This window comes from Levilactobacillus zymae DSM 19395, from assembly GCF_001434115.1.
In the GTDB taxonomy this organism is placed as follows: domain Bacteria; phylum Bacillota; class Bacilli; order Lactobacillales; family Lactobacillaceae; genus Levilactobacillus; species Levilactobacillus zymae.
This window is the reverse complement of sequence record NZ_AZDW01000034.1, coordinates 42231-58774: the sequence shown is the minus strand read 5'-3', so window position 1 is coordinate 58774 and position 16544 is coordinate 42231. Positions and strand designations below refer to the sequence as shown.

At 51.3% G+C, this 16544-nt stretch carries 9 protein-coding genes and 4 tRNA genes; 1 reads left to right on the top strand and 12 read right to left on the bottom strand.

Translation table 11 applies throughout. The annotated features are described in order from the left end of the window. Positions 1–401: 401 nt before the first annotated feature. The 3 genes from fusA to rpsL all read right to left on the bottom strand — a co-directional run bounded on the left by fusA (position 402) and on the right by rpsL (position 3646). Positions 402–2501: an elongation factor G gene (gene fusA, locus FD38_RS08125; RefSeq protein WP_057733095.1), complete on the bottom strand. Its 2100-nt coding sequence runs from the start codon at positions 2499–2501 to the stop codon at positions 402–404. 187 nt (positions 2502–2688) lie between these two features. Further along, positions 2689–3159 carry a 30S ribosomal protein S7 gene (gene rpsG / locus FD38_RS08120; protein ID WP_057733093.1) on the bottom strand — a complete coding sequence of 157 codons (471 nt, stop codon included), beginning with the start codon at positions 3157–3159 and terminating at the stop codon, positions 2689–2691. A gap of 73 nt (positions 3160–3232) precedes the next feature. Further along, positions 3233–3646: a 30S ribosomal protein S12 gene (gene rpsL / locus FD38_RS08115; protein ID WP_057733092.1), complete on the bottom strand. Its 414-nt coding sequence runs from the start codon at positions 3644–3646 to the stop codon at positions 3233–3235. Between the two features lie 271 nt (positions 3647–3917). On the opposite strand from rpsL, the gene FD38_RS08110 reads away from it, so the two are divergent. Further along, positions 3918–4580, top strand: a complete 663-nt coding sequence (locus FD38_RS08110; protein WP_057733090.1) for a prepilin peptidase — start codon at positions 3918–3920, stop codon at positions 4578–4580. Between the two features lie 66 nt (positions 4581–4646). Here FD38_RS08110 and rpoC read toward each other — a convergent pair whose 3' ends face one another. From rpoC to FD38_RS08065, 9 genes are all read right to left on the bottom strand, one after another. Further along, positions 4647–8294, bottom strand: coding sequence for a DNA-directed RNA polymerase subunit beta' (rpoC, locus tag FD38_RS08105; RefSeq protein ID WP_057733088.1), 3648 nt, complete (start codon positions 8292–8294; stop codon positions 4647–4649). 21 nt (positions 8295–8315) lie between these two features. After that, complete coding sequence (gene rpoB, locus FD38_RS08100; RefSeq protein WP_057733085.1) at positions 8316–11927, bottom strand: DNA-directed RNA polymerase subunit beta; 3612 nt, start codon at positions 11925–11927, stop codon at positions 8316–8318. 234 nt (positions 11928–12161) lie between these two features. After that, entirely contained in the window at positions 12162–12767 is a 606-nt protein-coding gene (locus tag FD38_RS08095) for a TetR/AcrR family transcriptional regulator (protein WP_057733410.1), read from the bottom strand. A gap of 153 nt (positions 12768–12920) precedes the next feature. Beyond that, entirely contained in the window at positions 12921–15407 is a 2487-nt protein-coding gene (locus tag FD38_RS08090; RefSeq protein WP_057733083.1) for an ATP-dependent Clp protease ATP-binding subunit, read from the bottom strand. Positions 15408–15424: 17 nt separating this feature from the next. After that, positions 15425–15892 (bottom strand): CtsR family transcriptional regulator, encoded by a 468-nt coding sequence (locus tag FD38_RS08085; RefSeq protein ID WP_057733081.1) that lies wholly within the window; start codon positions 15890–15892, stop codon positions 15425–15427. Positions 15893–16132: 240 nt separating this feature from the next. Beyond that, positions 16133–16206 (bottom strand) — tRNA-Pro (locus FD38_RS08080). 40 nt (positions 16207–16246) lie between these two features. Further along, a tRNA-Pro gene (locus tag FD38_RS08075) sits at positions 16247–16320 on the bottom strand. A gap of 34 nt (positions 16321–16354) precedes the next feature. Continuing rightward, a tRNA-Arg gene (locus FD38_RS08070) sits at positions 16355–16428 on the bottom strand. A gap of 20 nt (positions 16429–16448) precedes the next feature. Further along, positions 16449–16534: transfer RNA gene (locus FD38_RS08065), tRNA-Leu, on the bottom strand. Positions 16535–16544 lie beyond the last annotated feature (10 nt).

Sequence of the window (16544 nt, the reverse complement as noted above, 5' to 3'; positions counted from 1 at the left end):
CAAGGGTTTTCGCTGAATTCCCTAAATTTTATTAAGACGGCCCGCCGAATTTGGCTAGGTCGGTCACCTAAAAAACTTCTGAAAACTCGCGTATTAGAATACCGCGAATTAGGGTGCCCTGTCAATTATTTTGATGCTTTATTTTAGTAAGTAACTTGTGGCTCACCGCTTCACTCATCACTGAAGGTGCCCCTCACTCATTCGCATGGCTATCACCCGCTATTATAATAGTAGCTTTGGAGGCCATTTTCACCCCGACTAATGCTCACAACCGCCGGCCTATCAGGACTGGGGCTCCGTTTCAAACCAAACAAAAAACGACGCCGGATCATTGCTGATCAAGCGTCGTTTTAGCAGTTTTCAATCTAACGATTTAATGACTGATGTTAGAACCGAGTTCTCTAGTCTTCGACCGGAGTCCCACCGTTCTTCTTGATAATGTCAGCTTGCACACTCTTAGGCGTTGGTTCGTAGTGGTCGAACGTCATGGTAAACGTCCCACGACCCTGCGAAGCAGACCGTAAGGTGGTTGCGTAACCGAACATTTCGGAAAGTGGCACGTATGAATGAATCATTTGTGCGTTCCCACGAGCTTCCATCCCATCGACCTTACCACGACGTGCGGTAACTTGGCCCATGATGTCACCCATGTATTCTTCAGGAACTTGGATATCAACCTTCATGATTGGTTCCAAGATCACTGGACCGGCACTCTTAACGGCGTTCCGTAAAGCCAAGGAAGCGGCAACCTTGAAGGCTGCTTCACTAGAATCGACTTCGTGGTAACTACCATCATAGAGCTTAGCCTTAACGTCGACTAATGGGTAGCCTGCTAAGACACCGTTAGCCATAGCTTCTTGCAGTCCTTGGTCAACTGAAGGGATAAATTCACGAGGAACAACCCCACCGACGATGGCGTCTTCGAATTCGTAACCCTTACCACGTTCGTTAGGGGTAAATTCGATCCAAACGTCACCATATTGACCTTTACCACCAGACTGGCGAACGAATTTACCTTGAGCCTTGGTAGCCTTAGTGAAGGCTTCACGGTAAGCCACTTGAGGGGCACCGATGTTGGCTTCAACCTTAAATTCACGCTTCATCCGGTCAATGATGATGTCCAAGTGAAGTTCACCCATCCCGGCAATCAGAGTTTCACCAGTTTCAGGGTTAGTTTCAGCCTTGAAAGTTGGGTCTTCTTCAGAAAGCTTTTGTAAGGCAGTGTTCATCTTGTCTTGGTCAGCCTTAGTCTTAGGTTCTACGGCAACCTGGATAACTGGATCTGGGAAGTCCATGGATTCCAAGTGCAGTGGGTGATCAGGGTCAGTTAAGGAATCACCAGTCGTGGTGTTCTTTAACCCAATGGCCCCGGCGATATCACCAGAGAAGACTTCTGGGATTTCTTGACGGTGGTTGGAGTGCATTTGCAGCAAACGACCAACCCGTTCACGCTTGTCCTTGGTAGAGTTCAAGACGTAAGAACCGGCTTCCAAAGTCCCGGAGTAAACCCGGATGTAGGTCAAACGACCAACGAATGGATCGGTGGCCACCTTGAAGGCCAACGCAGCGAATGGTGCGTCGTCATCGGCACGTAATTCAACGGCTTCGTCCGTATCAGGATTAGTGGCGTTGTAAGGCTTAACATCCAATGGAGATGGTAAGTAGTCCACAACGGCGTCCATCAACATCTGCACACCCTTATCCTTGAAGGCAGAACCAGCGAAGACTGGGAACATTTCCAGCTTCAGGGTTGCCCGCCGGATAGCGGCCTTTAATTCGGCCTTGGAGATTTCTTCACCTTCAAGGTACTTTTCCATGATTTCGTCATCAACGTCGGCAACGGCTTCGATGATTTCTTCATGACGCTTTTGAGCTTCATCCTTCATGTCGTCAGGGATGTCAACCGTGTCCCACTTGGAACCCAGGTCATCCATGTCGTAGATGTAAGCCTTCATTTCGATTAAGTCAACGACACCGGCGAATTCATCTTCGGCCCCGATTGGCATTTGTAAGGCTACCGCGTTGGCATCCAAACGTTCGTGTAATGACTTAACGGAGAAGTCGAAGTTGGCCCCCAACTTATCCATCTTGTTAACGAACACGATACGGGGAACGTCGAAGTCGGAAGCTTGACGCCAAACCGTTTCGGTTTGAGGTTCCACCCCAGCTTGGGCATCCAGAACGGCAACGGCACCATCTAAGACCCGCAGAGAACGTTCAACTTCAACAGTGAAGTCCACGTGTCCGGGAGTATCGATGATGTTGATCCGGTGCTTCTTCCATTCGGCCGTAGTGGCTGCGGAAGTGATCGTGATCCCACGTTCTTGTTCTTGTTCCATCCAGTCCATTTGGGAAGCCCCATCGTGGGTTTCACCAATTTTGTGGATTTTACCAGTGTAATACAGGATACGCTCAGTAGTCGTCGTCTTCCCGGCATCGATGTGGGCCATGATACCGATGTTACGCGTCTTCTCAAGCGGAAATTCACGAGTATTAGCCATGATTAATGTGTAACTCCTCTCAAAAATGATCGTCGATTTAACAAAAGGTGACTACCATCATCTATTGATTTAGTAGCCACCTCTAATTAAAGGATTGCTCCTTTAAACTAGTGACATGAATACGGTAACCGTATTCCGCCCTAGTATTTTAGCACATTGGCGGTAAAGCAGGGCGAAAACTGCCTGATTACCAACGGTAGTGTGCGAAGGCACGGTTGGCATCTGCCATCCGGTGCGTATCTTCACGCTTCTTAACTGCCGCACCAGTGTTGTTAGCAGCATCCATGATTTCACGAGCAAGCCGTTCAACCATGGTGTGTTCGCCACGCAGACGTGCGTATTGCACGATCCAACGTAAGCCCAACGTGGTCCGACGGTCTGGCCGAACTTCGATTGGCACTTGGTAGTTAGACCCACCGACCCGGCGTGCCTTAACTTCCAAGACTGGCATAACGTTCTTCATTGCTTCTTCAAAAGTTTCAACTGGATCGTTACCAGTTTCGTTCTTGATGATGTCAAATGCACCATAGATAATCTTCGTGGAAGTCCCGCGTTTCCCATCCATCATCGTGTGGTTAATCAAACGAGTAACCAACTTTGAGTTGTAGATTGGATCAGGAAGGACTTCACGCTTTTGTACGTTTCCTTTTCTAGGCATTGTATAATATCCTCCTTGAAGTAACTATGCTGGATAGCTGACGGCATCCGTGCAGCTACCGCACTGATTCTTTTTAATCCTTAGGCTTCTTAGTCCCGTACTTAGAACGGCCCTGACGACGGTCAGTCACACCGGCCGTATCAAGCGCACCACGGATGATGTGGTAACGAACCCCAGGTAAATCCTTTACCCGGCCCCCACGGATTAACACAACACTATGTTCTTGCAAGTTGTGGCCAATCCCTGGGATGTAAGCAGTCACTTCAATTAAGTTGGACAAACGTACACGCGCGTACTTCCGTAAGGCTGAGTTAGGCTTCTTTGGCGTCATCGTACCAACACGAGTGGCCACGCCCCGCTTTTGGGGAGCTGGATTCTTAACTTGAACCTTCTTGTAACTGTTATACCCGTAGTTTAAAGCTGGGGCATCTGATTTCGAACTTTTAGATTTACGACCTTTACGCACCAATTGGTTGATAGTAGGCATCTAAATAGTCCTCCTTTCTATATCTGCTAAATTTAAGTCCACACATCCAGGTGGTTCATTTTTTCTTAAAGAAAAAAGCCACCGAGAAAGGTGTCAATTGAAGTGTCCTCCTCGCCGTCCAGTCAGCATGTCCGGTAAAGTACCTGAGACCTGTCTGCGAAAAGCACCTTGAATAGAATAACATGCCCCCTTCGCCCTTGTCAACTCGCGGTTTAGAAAAAGCGCAAACTTTTCAGCCGCGCTTTGCGGAGTTGTCGACGAGGTGATCGACATGTTATCCGGAATCTTATTCATCTATGGTTGTTGTCTGGGGTCCTTCCTGTGTGCCGCCGCTAGTCGTTACGCCACTCAAGAATCCCTACTGTTCCCCGCATCCCACTGCGAGTGGTGCCAAACGCCGCTCGCTTACTGGCAACTCATTCCCGGGCTGAGCTATTGGTGCTTACGGGGGCGGTGTGCCTATTGTCAGGCCCCGATTCCCGTGGACACCCTGATTGCCGAACTGGGCGGTGGCTTGCTCCTCACGACCTGGCACGGTCCTGCGAGCACCCAACCGCTCGCCTGGTTATTTCTCTGGAGTTACGCCGCTTTCTGCGATGCACGGACCCAAAGCTTTCCGGCCTGGGTCGGCCTGGTCAACCTGGTTTTAGCGCCCCACCCTATCACCCTGGCCACAACTCTCGGGCTCCTCCTCACCACCACGGCGATTCGTTGGGGCTGGTCGCGTTGGTCCCGTCCCTGGATTGGGGATGGCGATCTCGAGTTCATCAGTAGTTTTGGCATCGCACTGGGTCCCTTAGCCACCAGCCGCTGGCTCAGTCTGGCGTGTTTACTCGCCCTCTTGGCTCATTGGCAAACGCCTCACCAACGACTACCCTTCATTCCCGCCCTGACAGTCAGCGCCTGGATCTGGTGGCTTCTCCCCGGTCATTAACGCAAAAAGAGCCACCCGCACCATCATGGCGGGTGACTCTTTTATCGGCTCGCACTCACACAGAGATTAAGCTTGGGAGTCTTCTTGCATTTGCTTTTCGAGGTCGCTGATTGAGTAAACGCCCTCCGTTGAAGCACTGCCGACTTCCTTGGGTTTGATCTGACGGTAATCTGGCATCCCAGTCCCGGCAGGAATAATCTTCCCAATGATAACATTTTCCTTCAGCCCAACTAACGGGTCGTTCTTGCCGCGGATAGCCGCGTCGGTCAGAACCCGCGTCGTTTCCTGGAAGGAAGCGGCGGATAAGAAACTGTTAGTTTCCAAAGCCGCCTTGGTAATCCCGAGGATCACCGGACGCGCCGTCGCCGCAATCCCACCAGAGATCAACGTCTGGTAGTTAGCACGACGGAAGTCCTGAATATCCATCAGGGTCCCTGGTAAGACATCAGTGTCACCTGGATCCATGATCCGGACCTTACGTAGCATCTGGCGAACCATGATTTCCACGTGCTTATCACTGATGGCCACACCTTGCATCCGGTAAACACGTTGAACTTCACCTAAAATGTAGGTTTCCGTTGACAACACGTCCCGAACCCGCAGTAATTCCTTCGGATCAACCGACCCGTAGTTTAACGCTGCCCCACGGTGGATGAAGTCACCTTCCGTGATCCGCATCCGGGCCGTGATTGGTAACGTGTAACTCCGCGTATCGGCTTCACCTTTAATGGTAATTTCCTTAGTCCGTTCGGCCGGGTTTTCCTCAATGGATTCAACCGTCCCCGTAACTTCGGTAATTTCCGCTTTCCCTTTAGGGTTCCGGGATTCAAATAATTCTTGAACACGAGGAAGCCCTTGGGTGATATCTTCGTTACCAGCCACACCACCGGTATGGAAGTTCCGCATGGTTAATTGCGTCCCTGGTTCACCGATAGACTGTGCGGCAACGGTTCCGACAGCTTCACCAACTTCAACTTCGTCACCGGTAGCCATGTTCCGACCATAACAGTGTTCGCAGACCCCGTGTTCCGTGTTACAAGTAAAGGCGGAACGAATCGTGACTTCTTGAACGCCGGCATCGACAATCTTTTGCGCGGTGTCTTCAACGATCATTTGGTTCTTCGGTACGATCACGTCACCGGTTTGCGGATCAATGACGGACTTCTGGGTGTACCGACCTAAAATCCGGTCGTACAATGGTTCGATCATTTCGTTTCCATCAGTGATGGCCCGAATCTTCAAACCACGGTCAGTCCCACAGTCCTTTTCCCGAATAATCACGTCTTGCGCCACATCAACCAACCGTCGAGTCAGGTAACCTGAGTTGGCAGTCTTCAAGGCCGTATCGGTCATCCCTTTACGAGCCCCGTGGGTTGAAATGAACATTTCCATCACGGAAAGACCTTCACGGAAGTTAGATGTGATTGGCAGTTCCATGATTTCACCGTTAGGCGCGGCCATCAAGCCCCGCATCCCGGCTAACTGCGTAAAGTTAGAAATGTTCCCCCGGGCACCAGAATCACTCATCATAAAGATTGGGTTCTGTTGTTCGAAACTGTGAATCAAGGCGTTTTGAATGTCGTCCTTGGCATCGTTCCAGATTCCAATGACCCGTTCGTAACGTTCGTGGTCGGTAATCAGCCCACGCCGGAATTGCTTGGTGACCGTCTTAACCTTTTTGTGGGCTTCGTCGATGATTACTGGCTTTTCCTTCAAGTCGGTGATGTCGGAAATTCCGACCGTCAACCCAGACTTGGTGGATTCGTCGTACCCTAAGTCCTTGATCCGGTCCAACAATTCGGACGTTGCCGTCACCTTGTATTGTTGGTAAACCGCCGCGATAATGTCGGACAAGAAGCCCTTCTTGAAAGGCCCAATGAGTTCGGCATTTTGCAGGTAGTCGTGAATATCTTCACCCGGTGCCAGGAAGTACTTGTCCGGCACGTAGCCGTTCAAGTTGGTACTGGTTGGTTCGTTCAAGTATGGGAACGACTTCGGCAGGATGTTGTTGAAAATCAACTTCCCAACGGTCGTTACCATGATCTTTTGGCGTTGTTCGTCGGTAAATGGCTTGTCCGGCATCGAGGCCACTTGGACCCCAACGCGGGTGTGCCAATGAACTAGCCCGTTTCTGTAAGCCAGCACCGCTTCGTTTAAGTCGGTGAAGATCATGCCTTCACCTTCACGGTTACTTTCTTCCATCGTCAGGTAGTAGTTCCCGATAACCATATCTTGAGATGGCGCCACAACTGGTTTCCCAGAAGCCGGTGCCAGGATATGGTGCGCCGCTAACATCAGTAACCGCGCTTCGGCTTGTGCTTCGTCCGACAACGGCACATGGATGGCCATTTGGTCCCCATCGAAATCGGCGTTGTAGGCTTCACAGGCCAGTGGGTGCAGCCGCATGGCCTTCCCACTTACCAGTACGGGTTCAAACGCTTGAATCCCTAACCGGTGAAGCGTAGGGGCCCGGTTCAACAGCACAGGGTGTTCCTTGATGACGTCTTCCAAAACGTTAAACACGTCGTCTTCCTCACGGTCGATTTGACGCTTAGCGTTCTTGATGTTGGAAGCTAACCCCCGGGCAACCAGTTCCTTCATGATAAATGGCCGGAATAATTCCAAAGCCATTGGGACTGGCAGACCCATTTGGTTGAACTTCAACGAAGGACCGACATCGATAACGGAACGACCAGAGTAGTCGACCCGCTTACCCAGCAAGTTTTGCCGGAACCGTCCTTGCTTCCCTTTCAACATGTGTGACAGGGACTTCAGTGGCCGGTTACCAGGACCAGCAACTGGACGACCCCGCCGCCCATTATCGATCAGCGCATCGACGGCTTCTTGTAACATCCGCTTTTCGTTTTGTACGATGATGCCTGGTGCGTTTAAATCAAGCAAGCGCTTGAGCCGGCTGTTCCGGTTGATGACCCGACGATACAGGTCGTTTAAGTCGGACGTCGCAAAACGTCCCCCTTCCAACTGGACCATCGGCCGCAAGTCAGGCGGAATGACCGGAATCGCGTCCATGACCATCCATTCCGGACGGTTACCCGACGTGACGAAGGCTTCCAAGATGTCCAACCGTCGAACGGCCCGCGTCCGCTTCTGGCCAGTGGCTTCCTTCAATTCTTCCTTTAATTCCTTAACTTCTTTATCCAAATCTACGGCCATCAATAACTTCTTGATGGCTTCGGCACCCATTTCAGCCTTGAAGGCCTTGGAGCCGTATTCGGCGAGCTTATCACGGTAATCCCGTTCGGACAGCAATTGCTTGCGTTCCAAAGCGGTATCACCAGGATCTAAGACCACGTAGGAAGCAAAGTAGATAATTTCTTCCAACGCCCGTGGACTCATGTCCAGAACCAAGCCCATCCGGCTAGGGATTCCCTTAAAGTACCAGATGTGCGTAACTGGGGCAGCCAGTTCAATGTGGCCCATCCGTTCCCGGCGGACCTTAGAACGGGTAACTTCGACCCCACAACGGTCACAAACGACACCCTTGTAACGGATACGTTTGTACTTCCCACAAGCACATTCCCAGTCCTTAGTAGGACCGAAGATGCGTTCGTCGAACAGACCGTCTTTTTCCGGCTTCAACGTCCGGTAGTTAATGGTTTCTGGCTTTTTGACTTCACCGTAAGACCAACTACGGATCTTATCGGGTGAGGCGAGTCCGATCTGCATGCTTTCGAACTTATTGACATCGACCAAAGAAGCGACCTCCCTTATGAATTAATCTTGCGTATTCGGTTGACTCTCATTTTGTGGCGCTGCCGTCTTGGCATCCTTGCTATCACTAGCTTGGGCCTTACGTTGTTCTTCTTGCTGTTGGGCGTACTTGCTCAACGCATCAACGTTTACGACGTCATCGTCTTCATCGTCCATGTCACGTAATTCGATTTCTTCGTTGTTACCGTTCAAGACCTTCATATCCAAACCAAGGGATTGAAGTTCCTTCACTAACACGCGGAAGGATTCTGGTACGCCTGGCTTTGGAATCGGATCGCCCTTCACGATAGCTTCGTAAGTCTTGACCCGGCCGACAACGTCATCGGACTTGTAGGTTAAGATTTCTTGCAACGTGTAAGCTGCCCCGTAGGCTTCCAAAGCCCAAACTTCCATTTCACCGAAACGCTGGCCACCAAATTGCGCTTTCCCACCAAGGGGTTGTTGCGTAACCAGGGAGTAAGGTCCGATGGAACGGGCGTGCATCTTGTCGTCGACCATGTGGGCCAACTTCAGGTAGTTCATGACCCCAACGGCAACCCGCTTATCAAACGGTTCACCGGTCCGGCCATCGTATAAGACCGTCTTGGCGTCAGAGGCCATGCCGGCTTCCTTAACGGCGTCCCAGATATCAGAATCTTGGGCCCCATCGAAGACTGGCGTTGCCATGTGAATTCCTAACTTCCGTGCGGCCATCCCTAAATGCAATTCGAGCACTTGCCCAATGTTCATCCGGGAAGGCACACCCATGGGACTCAACATGATGTCGATCGGCGTCCCGTCTGGCAGGTATGGCATATCTTCTTGTGGGATTACGATGGAGACCGTCCCCTTGTTCCCGTGACGACCGGACATCTTGTCACCGACCTGCAGCTTACGCTTTTGGGCGATGTAGACCCGAACCATCATGTTCACACCAGGAGATAATTCATCCCCGTTTTCACGGGTAAAGATCTTCACGTCTTGGATGATCCCGCCGCCACCATGAGGAACCTTCAGTGACGTATCACGGACTTCACGGGCCTTTTCACCAAAGATGGCGTGTAACAGCCGTTCTTCGGCGGAGAGTTCCGTGACCCCTTTAGGCGTGACCTTCCCAACTAAGATGTCGCCGTCTTGAACTTCGGCACCGACACGGATAATCCCGTCTTCGTCCAAGTTCTTCAAGGCGTCTTCACCCACGTTAGGAATTTCACGCGTCATTTCTTCCGGTCCGAGCTTGGTGTCCCGGGCTTCGGATTCGTATTCTTCAATGTGAATTGACGTGTAGACGTCTTCACGCACTAACCGTTCGTTAATGGCGATGGCATCTTCGAAGTTGTACCCTTGCCAAGTCATGAAGGCCACTAATGGGTTTTGCCCTAAGGCTAATTCCCCATTTTCCATGGAAGGCCCATCGGCAATTACTTCGTCGTTATCGACGTGGTCGCCGACTTTAACGATTGGCCGTTGGTTGTAGTTCTTCCCACCGTTAGACCGGCGGAACTTCATTAACTTGTAAGTGTCCAACGCCCCGTCTTCACGCCGTACGCGGATTTCACGAGCATCAACGTATTCAACGGTCCCGTCGTGTTGACTGATCATGGCGACCCCAGAGTCATGGGCGGCCTTGTATTCAATCCCGGTCCCAATCAAAGGTGCGTGTGGGTCCAGCAATGGCACAGCTTGCCGTTGCATGTTGGCCCCCATCAGCGCCCGGTTGGAGTCATCGTTTTCCAAGAAAGGAATACATGCCGTGGCCACAGCAACAACTTGCTTAGGCGAGACATCCATGTAGTCGATCCGGTCAGCGGTGGTTTCAATGTTTTCGGACTTAGCCCGGGCCATGATTGTATCCGTATCAAACGACCCGTCATCCTTCAATGGCGTGTTGGCCTGAGCCACCACGTAGTTATCTTCTTCATCGGCCGTTAAGTAATCGATCTTGTCGGTTACCTTATGCGTGTCCCAAGAAACCCGCCGGTATGGCGTTTCGATGAACCCGTACTTGTTGACCCGTGCGTAACTGGACAACGAGTTGATCAACCCGATGTTCGGGCCTTCAGGGGTTTCAATTGGGCACATCCGACCGTAGTGGGTGTAGTGCACGTCCCGGACTTCATAACCGGCCCGGTCACGCGTCAACCCACCAGGTCCCAAGGCGGACAACCGACGCTTATGCGTCAATTCACCCAATGGATTGGTTTGGTCCATGAATTGTGACAGTTGGGAAGACCCAAAGAATTCCTTGATGGAAGCCACAACTGGTCGAATGTTGATCAGTTGTTGTGGCGTTACCGTGGCGGCGTCTTGAATGGACATCCGTTCACGAACCACCCGTTCCATCCGGGATAACCCGATGCGGAATTGATTTTGGAGCAATTCACCCACGGAACGAATCCGCCGGTTCCCCAAGTGGTCAATATCGTCGGTGTTACCGATGCCGATCTGCAGATCGAAGAAGTAGTTCATGGAAGCAATGATGTCGGCTGGGCGAATGTGCTTCAGCTTCAAGTCAATGTTGCCGTTCCCGATAACGGGCACTTCTTGTTCTGGATCGTCAGGGGATTGTACCTTGATGATTTGTAATTTCAATGGTTCAGTGACCACGGCTTCGTCAGATGGTTGGAAAGTCACCATCTTAAAGTCGTCGCGATCCAGGTAAGGTGCCAAGTTCTTCATGACATCCTTATCCACCATGGTGCCCTTTTGCACGATAACTTCACCGGTATCCGGATCAGCCAGCGTTTCGGCCAAGGTCAGACCCAGTAACCGGGTCTTTAAGCTCAGCTTCTTGTTGGTCTTGTAACGACCAACGGGTGCCATGTCGTAACGCTTCGGGTCAAAGAACCGGGCCGTCAACAGACTCCGAGAAGAGTCAGCCGTCTTCGGTTCACCTGGCCGCAAGCGTTCGTAGATGTCCTTCAAGGATTCTTCGACCCGTGAGTCGTCGGTATTCTTGTGGATATCCTTTTCCAACGTGGCCATCAGGCTTTCGTTATCGCCCAAGATGTCCAGAATTTCGTCATCGGAGCCAAACCCTAAGGCCCGAACTAATTCGGTCATTGGGATCTTCCGGGTCCGGTCGATCCGGACGTAGGAAATGTTCTTGGCGTCGGTTTCGAATTCCAACCAAGCCCCTCGGTTAGGAATGACCGTGGCACCAAAGATGGTCCGGCCGTTCTTATCGGTATCTTCATTAAAGTAAACGCCTGGCGAACGAACTAATTGGGAAACAATTACCCGTTCTGCCCCATTAATAATGAAAGTTCCTTGGTGAGTCATTAATGGGAAGTCGCCGAAGAAGACATCTTGAGACTTGATTTCGCCCGTTTCGTGGTTCGTTAGTCGTAAGGTGACGTGTAACGGTGCCGAATAGTTCGCGTCATGTTCCCGCGCTTCGTCCACCGAATATTTAGGTTCTAATAATTGATAATCAACAAACTCTAACGAAAGGTTTCCTTGAAAATCCTCGATTGGCATGATGTCATCGAACATATCACGTAACCCTTCATCGAGGAACCAATTATAGGAATTGGTTTGAATCTCGATCAAGTTAGGTAAGTCCAGAACTTCCTTGATCCGTGAATAGCTACGACGCGTACGGTGTTTCCCGTATTTCACTAAGTGTCCTGCCAAGTTGTTCACCTCTCCTATTTATTCTGTGACTGGCCAAACCGAATATTACATTTAGGTTACAAATGCATCTTTTCTCGGTTTTTTGGCAAAAAAAATCCAAAAACAAATCAAAATTTGCTTTTGGCTTCTTATAGTGGGTGCACCGGACAATAGATCGGCTACCCCAATTTCAGTTCACAGTTGCATACAGATGATATAGTACAAAACTAATGCCGGATTGTCAAGATATTATGCTTACTTTTCCGTGGCAATCCCAAATAAAATTAAGCGCAGCAAAATGACGATTTGCTCGTGCTTGGACGCATCCGCCGGTCCCACCTGATGGAAGTTGTTAAACAAGGGGCTCAGACTGGTCAGATAAAACGAGGCCGCCTCCTGCGCCGACAAATGCGGTCGCAACGTGACGAGGCCTAAGTCAAAGAACGCCGCTAACGGGCCCAGGTAATCCTGCATCAGCAATTGTCCGAGCTGACCCTTATTGCTCGGAGCCAAATACCGAAAGCTACCGTGCAACACACTGAACACGTCCCGTGGATGAACGGACAAGAGGACCTCGGTCACCGCCGCTAAGGCTTCTACGGGGTCCGTCAACGTCCCGGCTTGAACCTGAGCATTAACCTGCGTAATCCCGGTTTGGGTCTCGTGACCCACCTCCTCCACCACGGCTAAGAAGATGGCCTCCTTGTCGTTAAAGTGATGGTAGAGTGCCGGCTGCGTAATTCCGACCTGCCGAGCAATCTCCCGAGTCGACGTGGCCTGATACCCGCGTGACAAGAATTGCTCCCGGGCCGCCGCTAAAATCGCCGCATGCGTTTGGGTTAGTTGCTCTTTTCTTTTCATCCCGTTGTCCGTTCCCTTCATTCTAAATTAATGTCAGTGTACCACACCTCCGGACCAACCAAAAGAGCAGCCCCACCGAGATTGTTACTCAGTGGCACTGCTCATCCTAAAACTAGTTTAAGTCATCAGGTTAACCGTTAGCGTCGCCAGTCGTTATTTACTGGTGACCGCTTTACGGGACGTGGCGGGCTTGGCGTTAATCGTGACCTTGCCCTTCGTAGCCCCAATCGTGACCTGTTCGTTGGCCTTAACTTCACCCGAAAGCATGGCTTCACTCAGTTGGTCTTCGACCTGATTCTGCAATGCTCGCCGGAGTGGCCGAGCACCGTATTCCGGATCGTAGCCCGCCTGAGCGATGGCATCCAAGGCGGCCGGCGTGAACTTCAACTTGATGTTTTGGTCCGCGACCCGCTTGACGATGTTTTGCGCCATCAACTTGACGATCTGGTGTAGTTCCGGTTTCTTCAACGAGTGGAAGATCACGGTCTCATCGATCCGGTTCAGGAATTCTGGCCGGAAGGACTGCTTCAACGTTTGCCGGATGGTGTCGGCCATCGCCCGGTAACTGTTGGCCAGGTCTTCGGCCCCAAACCCAACGGTCTTTTCGTCCCGCAGCTTCGTGGCCCCCAAGTTCGAGGTCATAATCAGAATCGTGTTCCGGAAGTCGACCCGCCGTCCCTTGGAGTCGGTCAAGTACCCATCATCTAACACTTGCAATAACAGGTTAAAGACGTCCGGGTGGGCCTTTTCAACTTCATCGAAGAGGACTACGGAATAAGGCTTCTGCCGAACCTTTTCGGTCAACTGACCACCTTCGTCGTACCCCACGTAACCGGGGGCCGATCCAATCAGACGACTGGTGGAATACTTCTCCATGTATTCGCTCATGTCGACACGAATCATGTTGTCTTCCGACCCAAACATCGCGGCGGCTAACGCCTTGGCTAATTCGGTCTTCCCGACCCCGGTTGGGCCTAAGAACATAAACGACCCAATTGGCCGGTTCGGGTCCTTCAACCCGGAACGGGCCCGTCGAATGGCCCGGGCCACGGCCGAGACCGCTTCGTCTTGACCGATCACCCGTTGATGCAAGATCTTTTCGAGGTTGACCAACCGGTCCGCATCGGTTTGTTTCAACTGGGTCAACGGTACCCCGGTCCATTCCGCGACCACTTGGGCCACGTCTTCACCGGTGACGTTTAACGTATAGTGCTGGTCGGCCTGGTCCGCCTTCGCAGCGGCTTTCGCCTTCTGGGTGGCTAACTTTTCACGGAGTGTGATCTCTTGGGTCCGCAATTGCGCAGCCTGTTCGAAGTCTTGTTTTTCGATTGCGGTATCCTTGTCCTTGGCCAATTGGTCCAGGTCGGCCGCTAACTTACTGGTGGCCGTTGGCTTATCCATCTGGTCAATCCGGACCTTCGCGGAAGCTTCGTCCATCAAGTCGATGGCCTTGTCGGGCAGGAAGCGTTCGCTAATGTAACGCACGGAGAGTTTGACCGCTTGTTCCAGAGCCTCGTCCGTAATGTTGACGTGATGGTGATCTTCATAGCGCGGCCGTAAGCCCTTCAAGATTTCTAGGGCTTCCTCACTAGTTGGTTCGTCGACTTGCACGGTCGCAAACCGCCGTTCCAACGCAGCGTCGGATTCGATATATTTCTGGTATTCGTCTAACGTGGTGGCCCCGATGGTTTGGAGTTCGCCCCGGGCCAACGCCGGCTTCAAAATGTTCGAGGCGTCAATAGCCCCTTCAGCGCCCCCGGCACCAATCAAGGTGTGGAGTTCGTCGATGAACAGGATCACGTGACCATCGTTGTAGATTTCTTCGATCACTTTCTTCAGCCGGTCTTCAAATTCGCCCCGGTACTTGGTCCCCGCGACCAATGAGCCCATGTCGAGCATCATCAACCGCTTATTTTGCATATCTTCGGGCACGTCACCGGCCACGATGCGTTGGGCCAAGCCTTCCGCAATCGCCGTCTTCCCCACACCGGGCTCTCCGATCAGGACCGGGTTATTCTTGGTCCGCCGACTCAGAATCTGGATGACCCGCTTAACTTCCTTGTCACGGCCCACCGTGGGATCCATCTTGCCATCCTTAGCCGCTTGAGTTAAATCCCGAGCCAAGGAATCCAGCGTGGGTGTCCCGCCTTGGGCCGCCCGCCGTGCGCGGCCTTCGTTCCGGCGCTTAGGCGTATCCGCAATCCCCAGCTTCCGGAGGACAACTTTCCGGGCACTGGTCAATTCAACGTTCAAGTTCTTCAAGATCCGTGACGACAGAATCGTCTCGTCACTCAGTAACGCTAACAATAAGTGTTCCGTCCCAATCTTGGTGGCCCCTAACCGCTTGGCTTCGTCGCCAGCTAAGGCTAACATGGCCTTAGCTTTCGGGGAATAGGGCAAGTAACTATCCTTATCCGTGTTTTCCAGGGTGCCGTAACCGGTAAACCGTTCGATTTCTTCGCGAACATCGTCGTCGGTCACGGAAAACTGCTGGAGCACCTTGTTGGCAATCCCGTTTTTTTCAATGGTGAGGGCCAGCAGCAAGTGTTCCGTACCCACCGCTTGATGCTTAAAATACTTGGCCTGTTCCTGTGCCAAAACTAATACGCTCTTAGCACTAGGCGTAAATAGGTTATCCATTGCAACTCCTCACTTTCTCAACTCTCGTAACGTAAATGATCTAAAATCGAGATTAAAATCTGCGCGCGAATTTGCTCGTCTAAGTCTCGATCTCCGGTATTTAAAGCGGTCTTATCGATCGCCGCTAACATAATGTTGGCCTCGCGCCGATTAATGGTTCCCGCTTCAAATAAGCTCCGCACAACTGCTAATCCGTCATGTCGGGTGATATGGTCCCCCACGGCCGCTACTAGCGAATCGATAAAGTCCAGGTTATCCAATAACTTGACCTTCTCGATGCGAATGTAGCCACCGCCGCCCCGCTTACTCCGCACTACGTAACCGTCCTGAATCGTAAACCGGGTCTTGATCACGTAATTGATCTGGGATGGGACGACATTAAATTGATTGGCAATCTCGGAACGCCGAATCTCAACTTCTTGGGATTCTGCTAGAATCTGCTTGAGGTAAGCTTCAATAATATCTGAAATATTTTGATTCTCCATTATTCGCGTCCCCCTTTCGGCAGTTCTTTTGACTAATGTTGACTAATATTATACGAACTTCCCTCAAAAATGCAATGGATTAGTCTTTTCAGTCCCTAGTCTCGCATGATTGACTTGCCGTACCAGGATAGCTCCTGGTAATCTATAGTACCAAAAAAGACGCCGGCTTCCAAACAATTAGGTGGAAGACCGACGTCAATGATTTGTCAGTATATAATATGTAGATTTAGGATTAAAAAATCGGGAAGACAAGATTTGAACTTGCGACCCCCACGTCCCGAACGTGGTGCTCTACCAAGCTGAGCTACTTCCCGATAATCAATCTATTTAGTTCACTAACCGCTAACCGGTTAATCGGGAAGACAGGATTCGAACCTGCGACCCCCTGGTCCCAAACCAGGTGCTCTACCAAGCTGAGCTACTTCCCGAGTCTGCCTATAGAAAATCTATAAGCAACAAAAATGCACCCAGTAGGAGTCGAACCTACAACCTTCTGATTCGTAGTCAGACACTCTATCCAATTGCGCTATGGGTGCATAATCATTATTAAGTTAAATGCCGAGGACCGGGATCGAACCGGTACGGTCATCACTGACCGCAGGATTTTAAGTCCTGTGCGTCTGCCAATTCCGCCACCCCGGCAAAAGGGCAA

Excerpts from the sequence above, each read along its gene's own strand:
- fusA (WP_057733095.1), bottom strand. The coding sequence starts at position 2,501 with ATGGCTAATACTCGTGAATTTCCGCTTGAGAAGACGCGTAACATCGGT.
- rpsG (WP_057733093.1), bottom strand. The coding sequence starts at position 3,159 with ATGCCTAGAAAAGGAAACGTACAAAAGCGTGAAGTCCTTCCTGATCCA.
- rpsL (WP_057733092.1), bottom strand. The coding sequence starts at position 3,646 with ATGCCTACTATCAACCAATTGGTGCGTAAAGGTCGTAAATCTAAAAGT.
- FD38_RS08110 (WP_057733090.1), top strand. The coding sequence starts at position 3,918 with ATGTTATCCGGAATCTTATTCATCTATGGTTGTTGTCTGGGGTCCTTC.
- FD38_RS08095 (WP_057733410.1), bottom strand. The coding sequence starts at position 12,767 with ATGAAAAGAAAAGAGCAACTAACCCAAACGCATGCGGCGATTTTAGCG.
- FD38_RS08090 (WP_057733083.1), bottom strand. The coding sequence starts at position 15,407 with ATGGATAACCTATTTACGCCTAGTGCTAAGAGCGTATTAGTTTTGGCA.
- FD38_RS08085 (WP_057733081.1), bottom strand. The coding sequence starts at position 15,892 with ATGGAGAATCAAAATATTTCAGATATTATTGAAGCTTACCTCAAGCAG.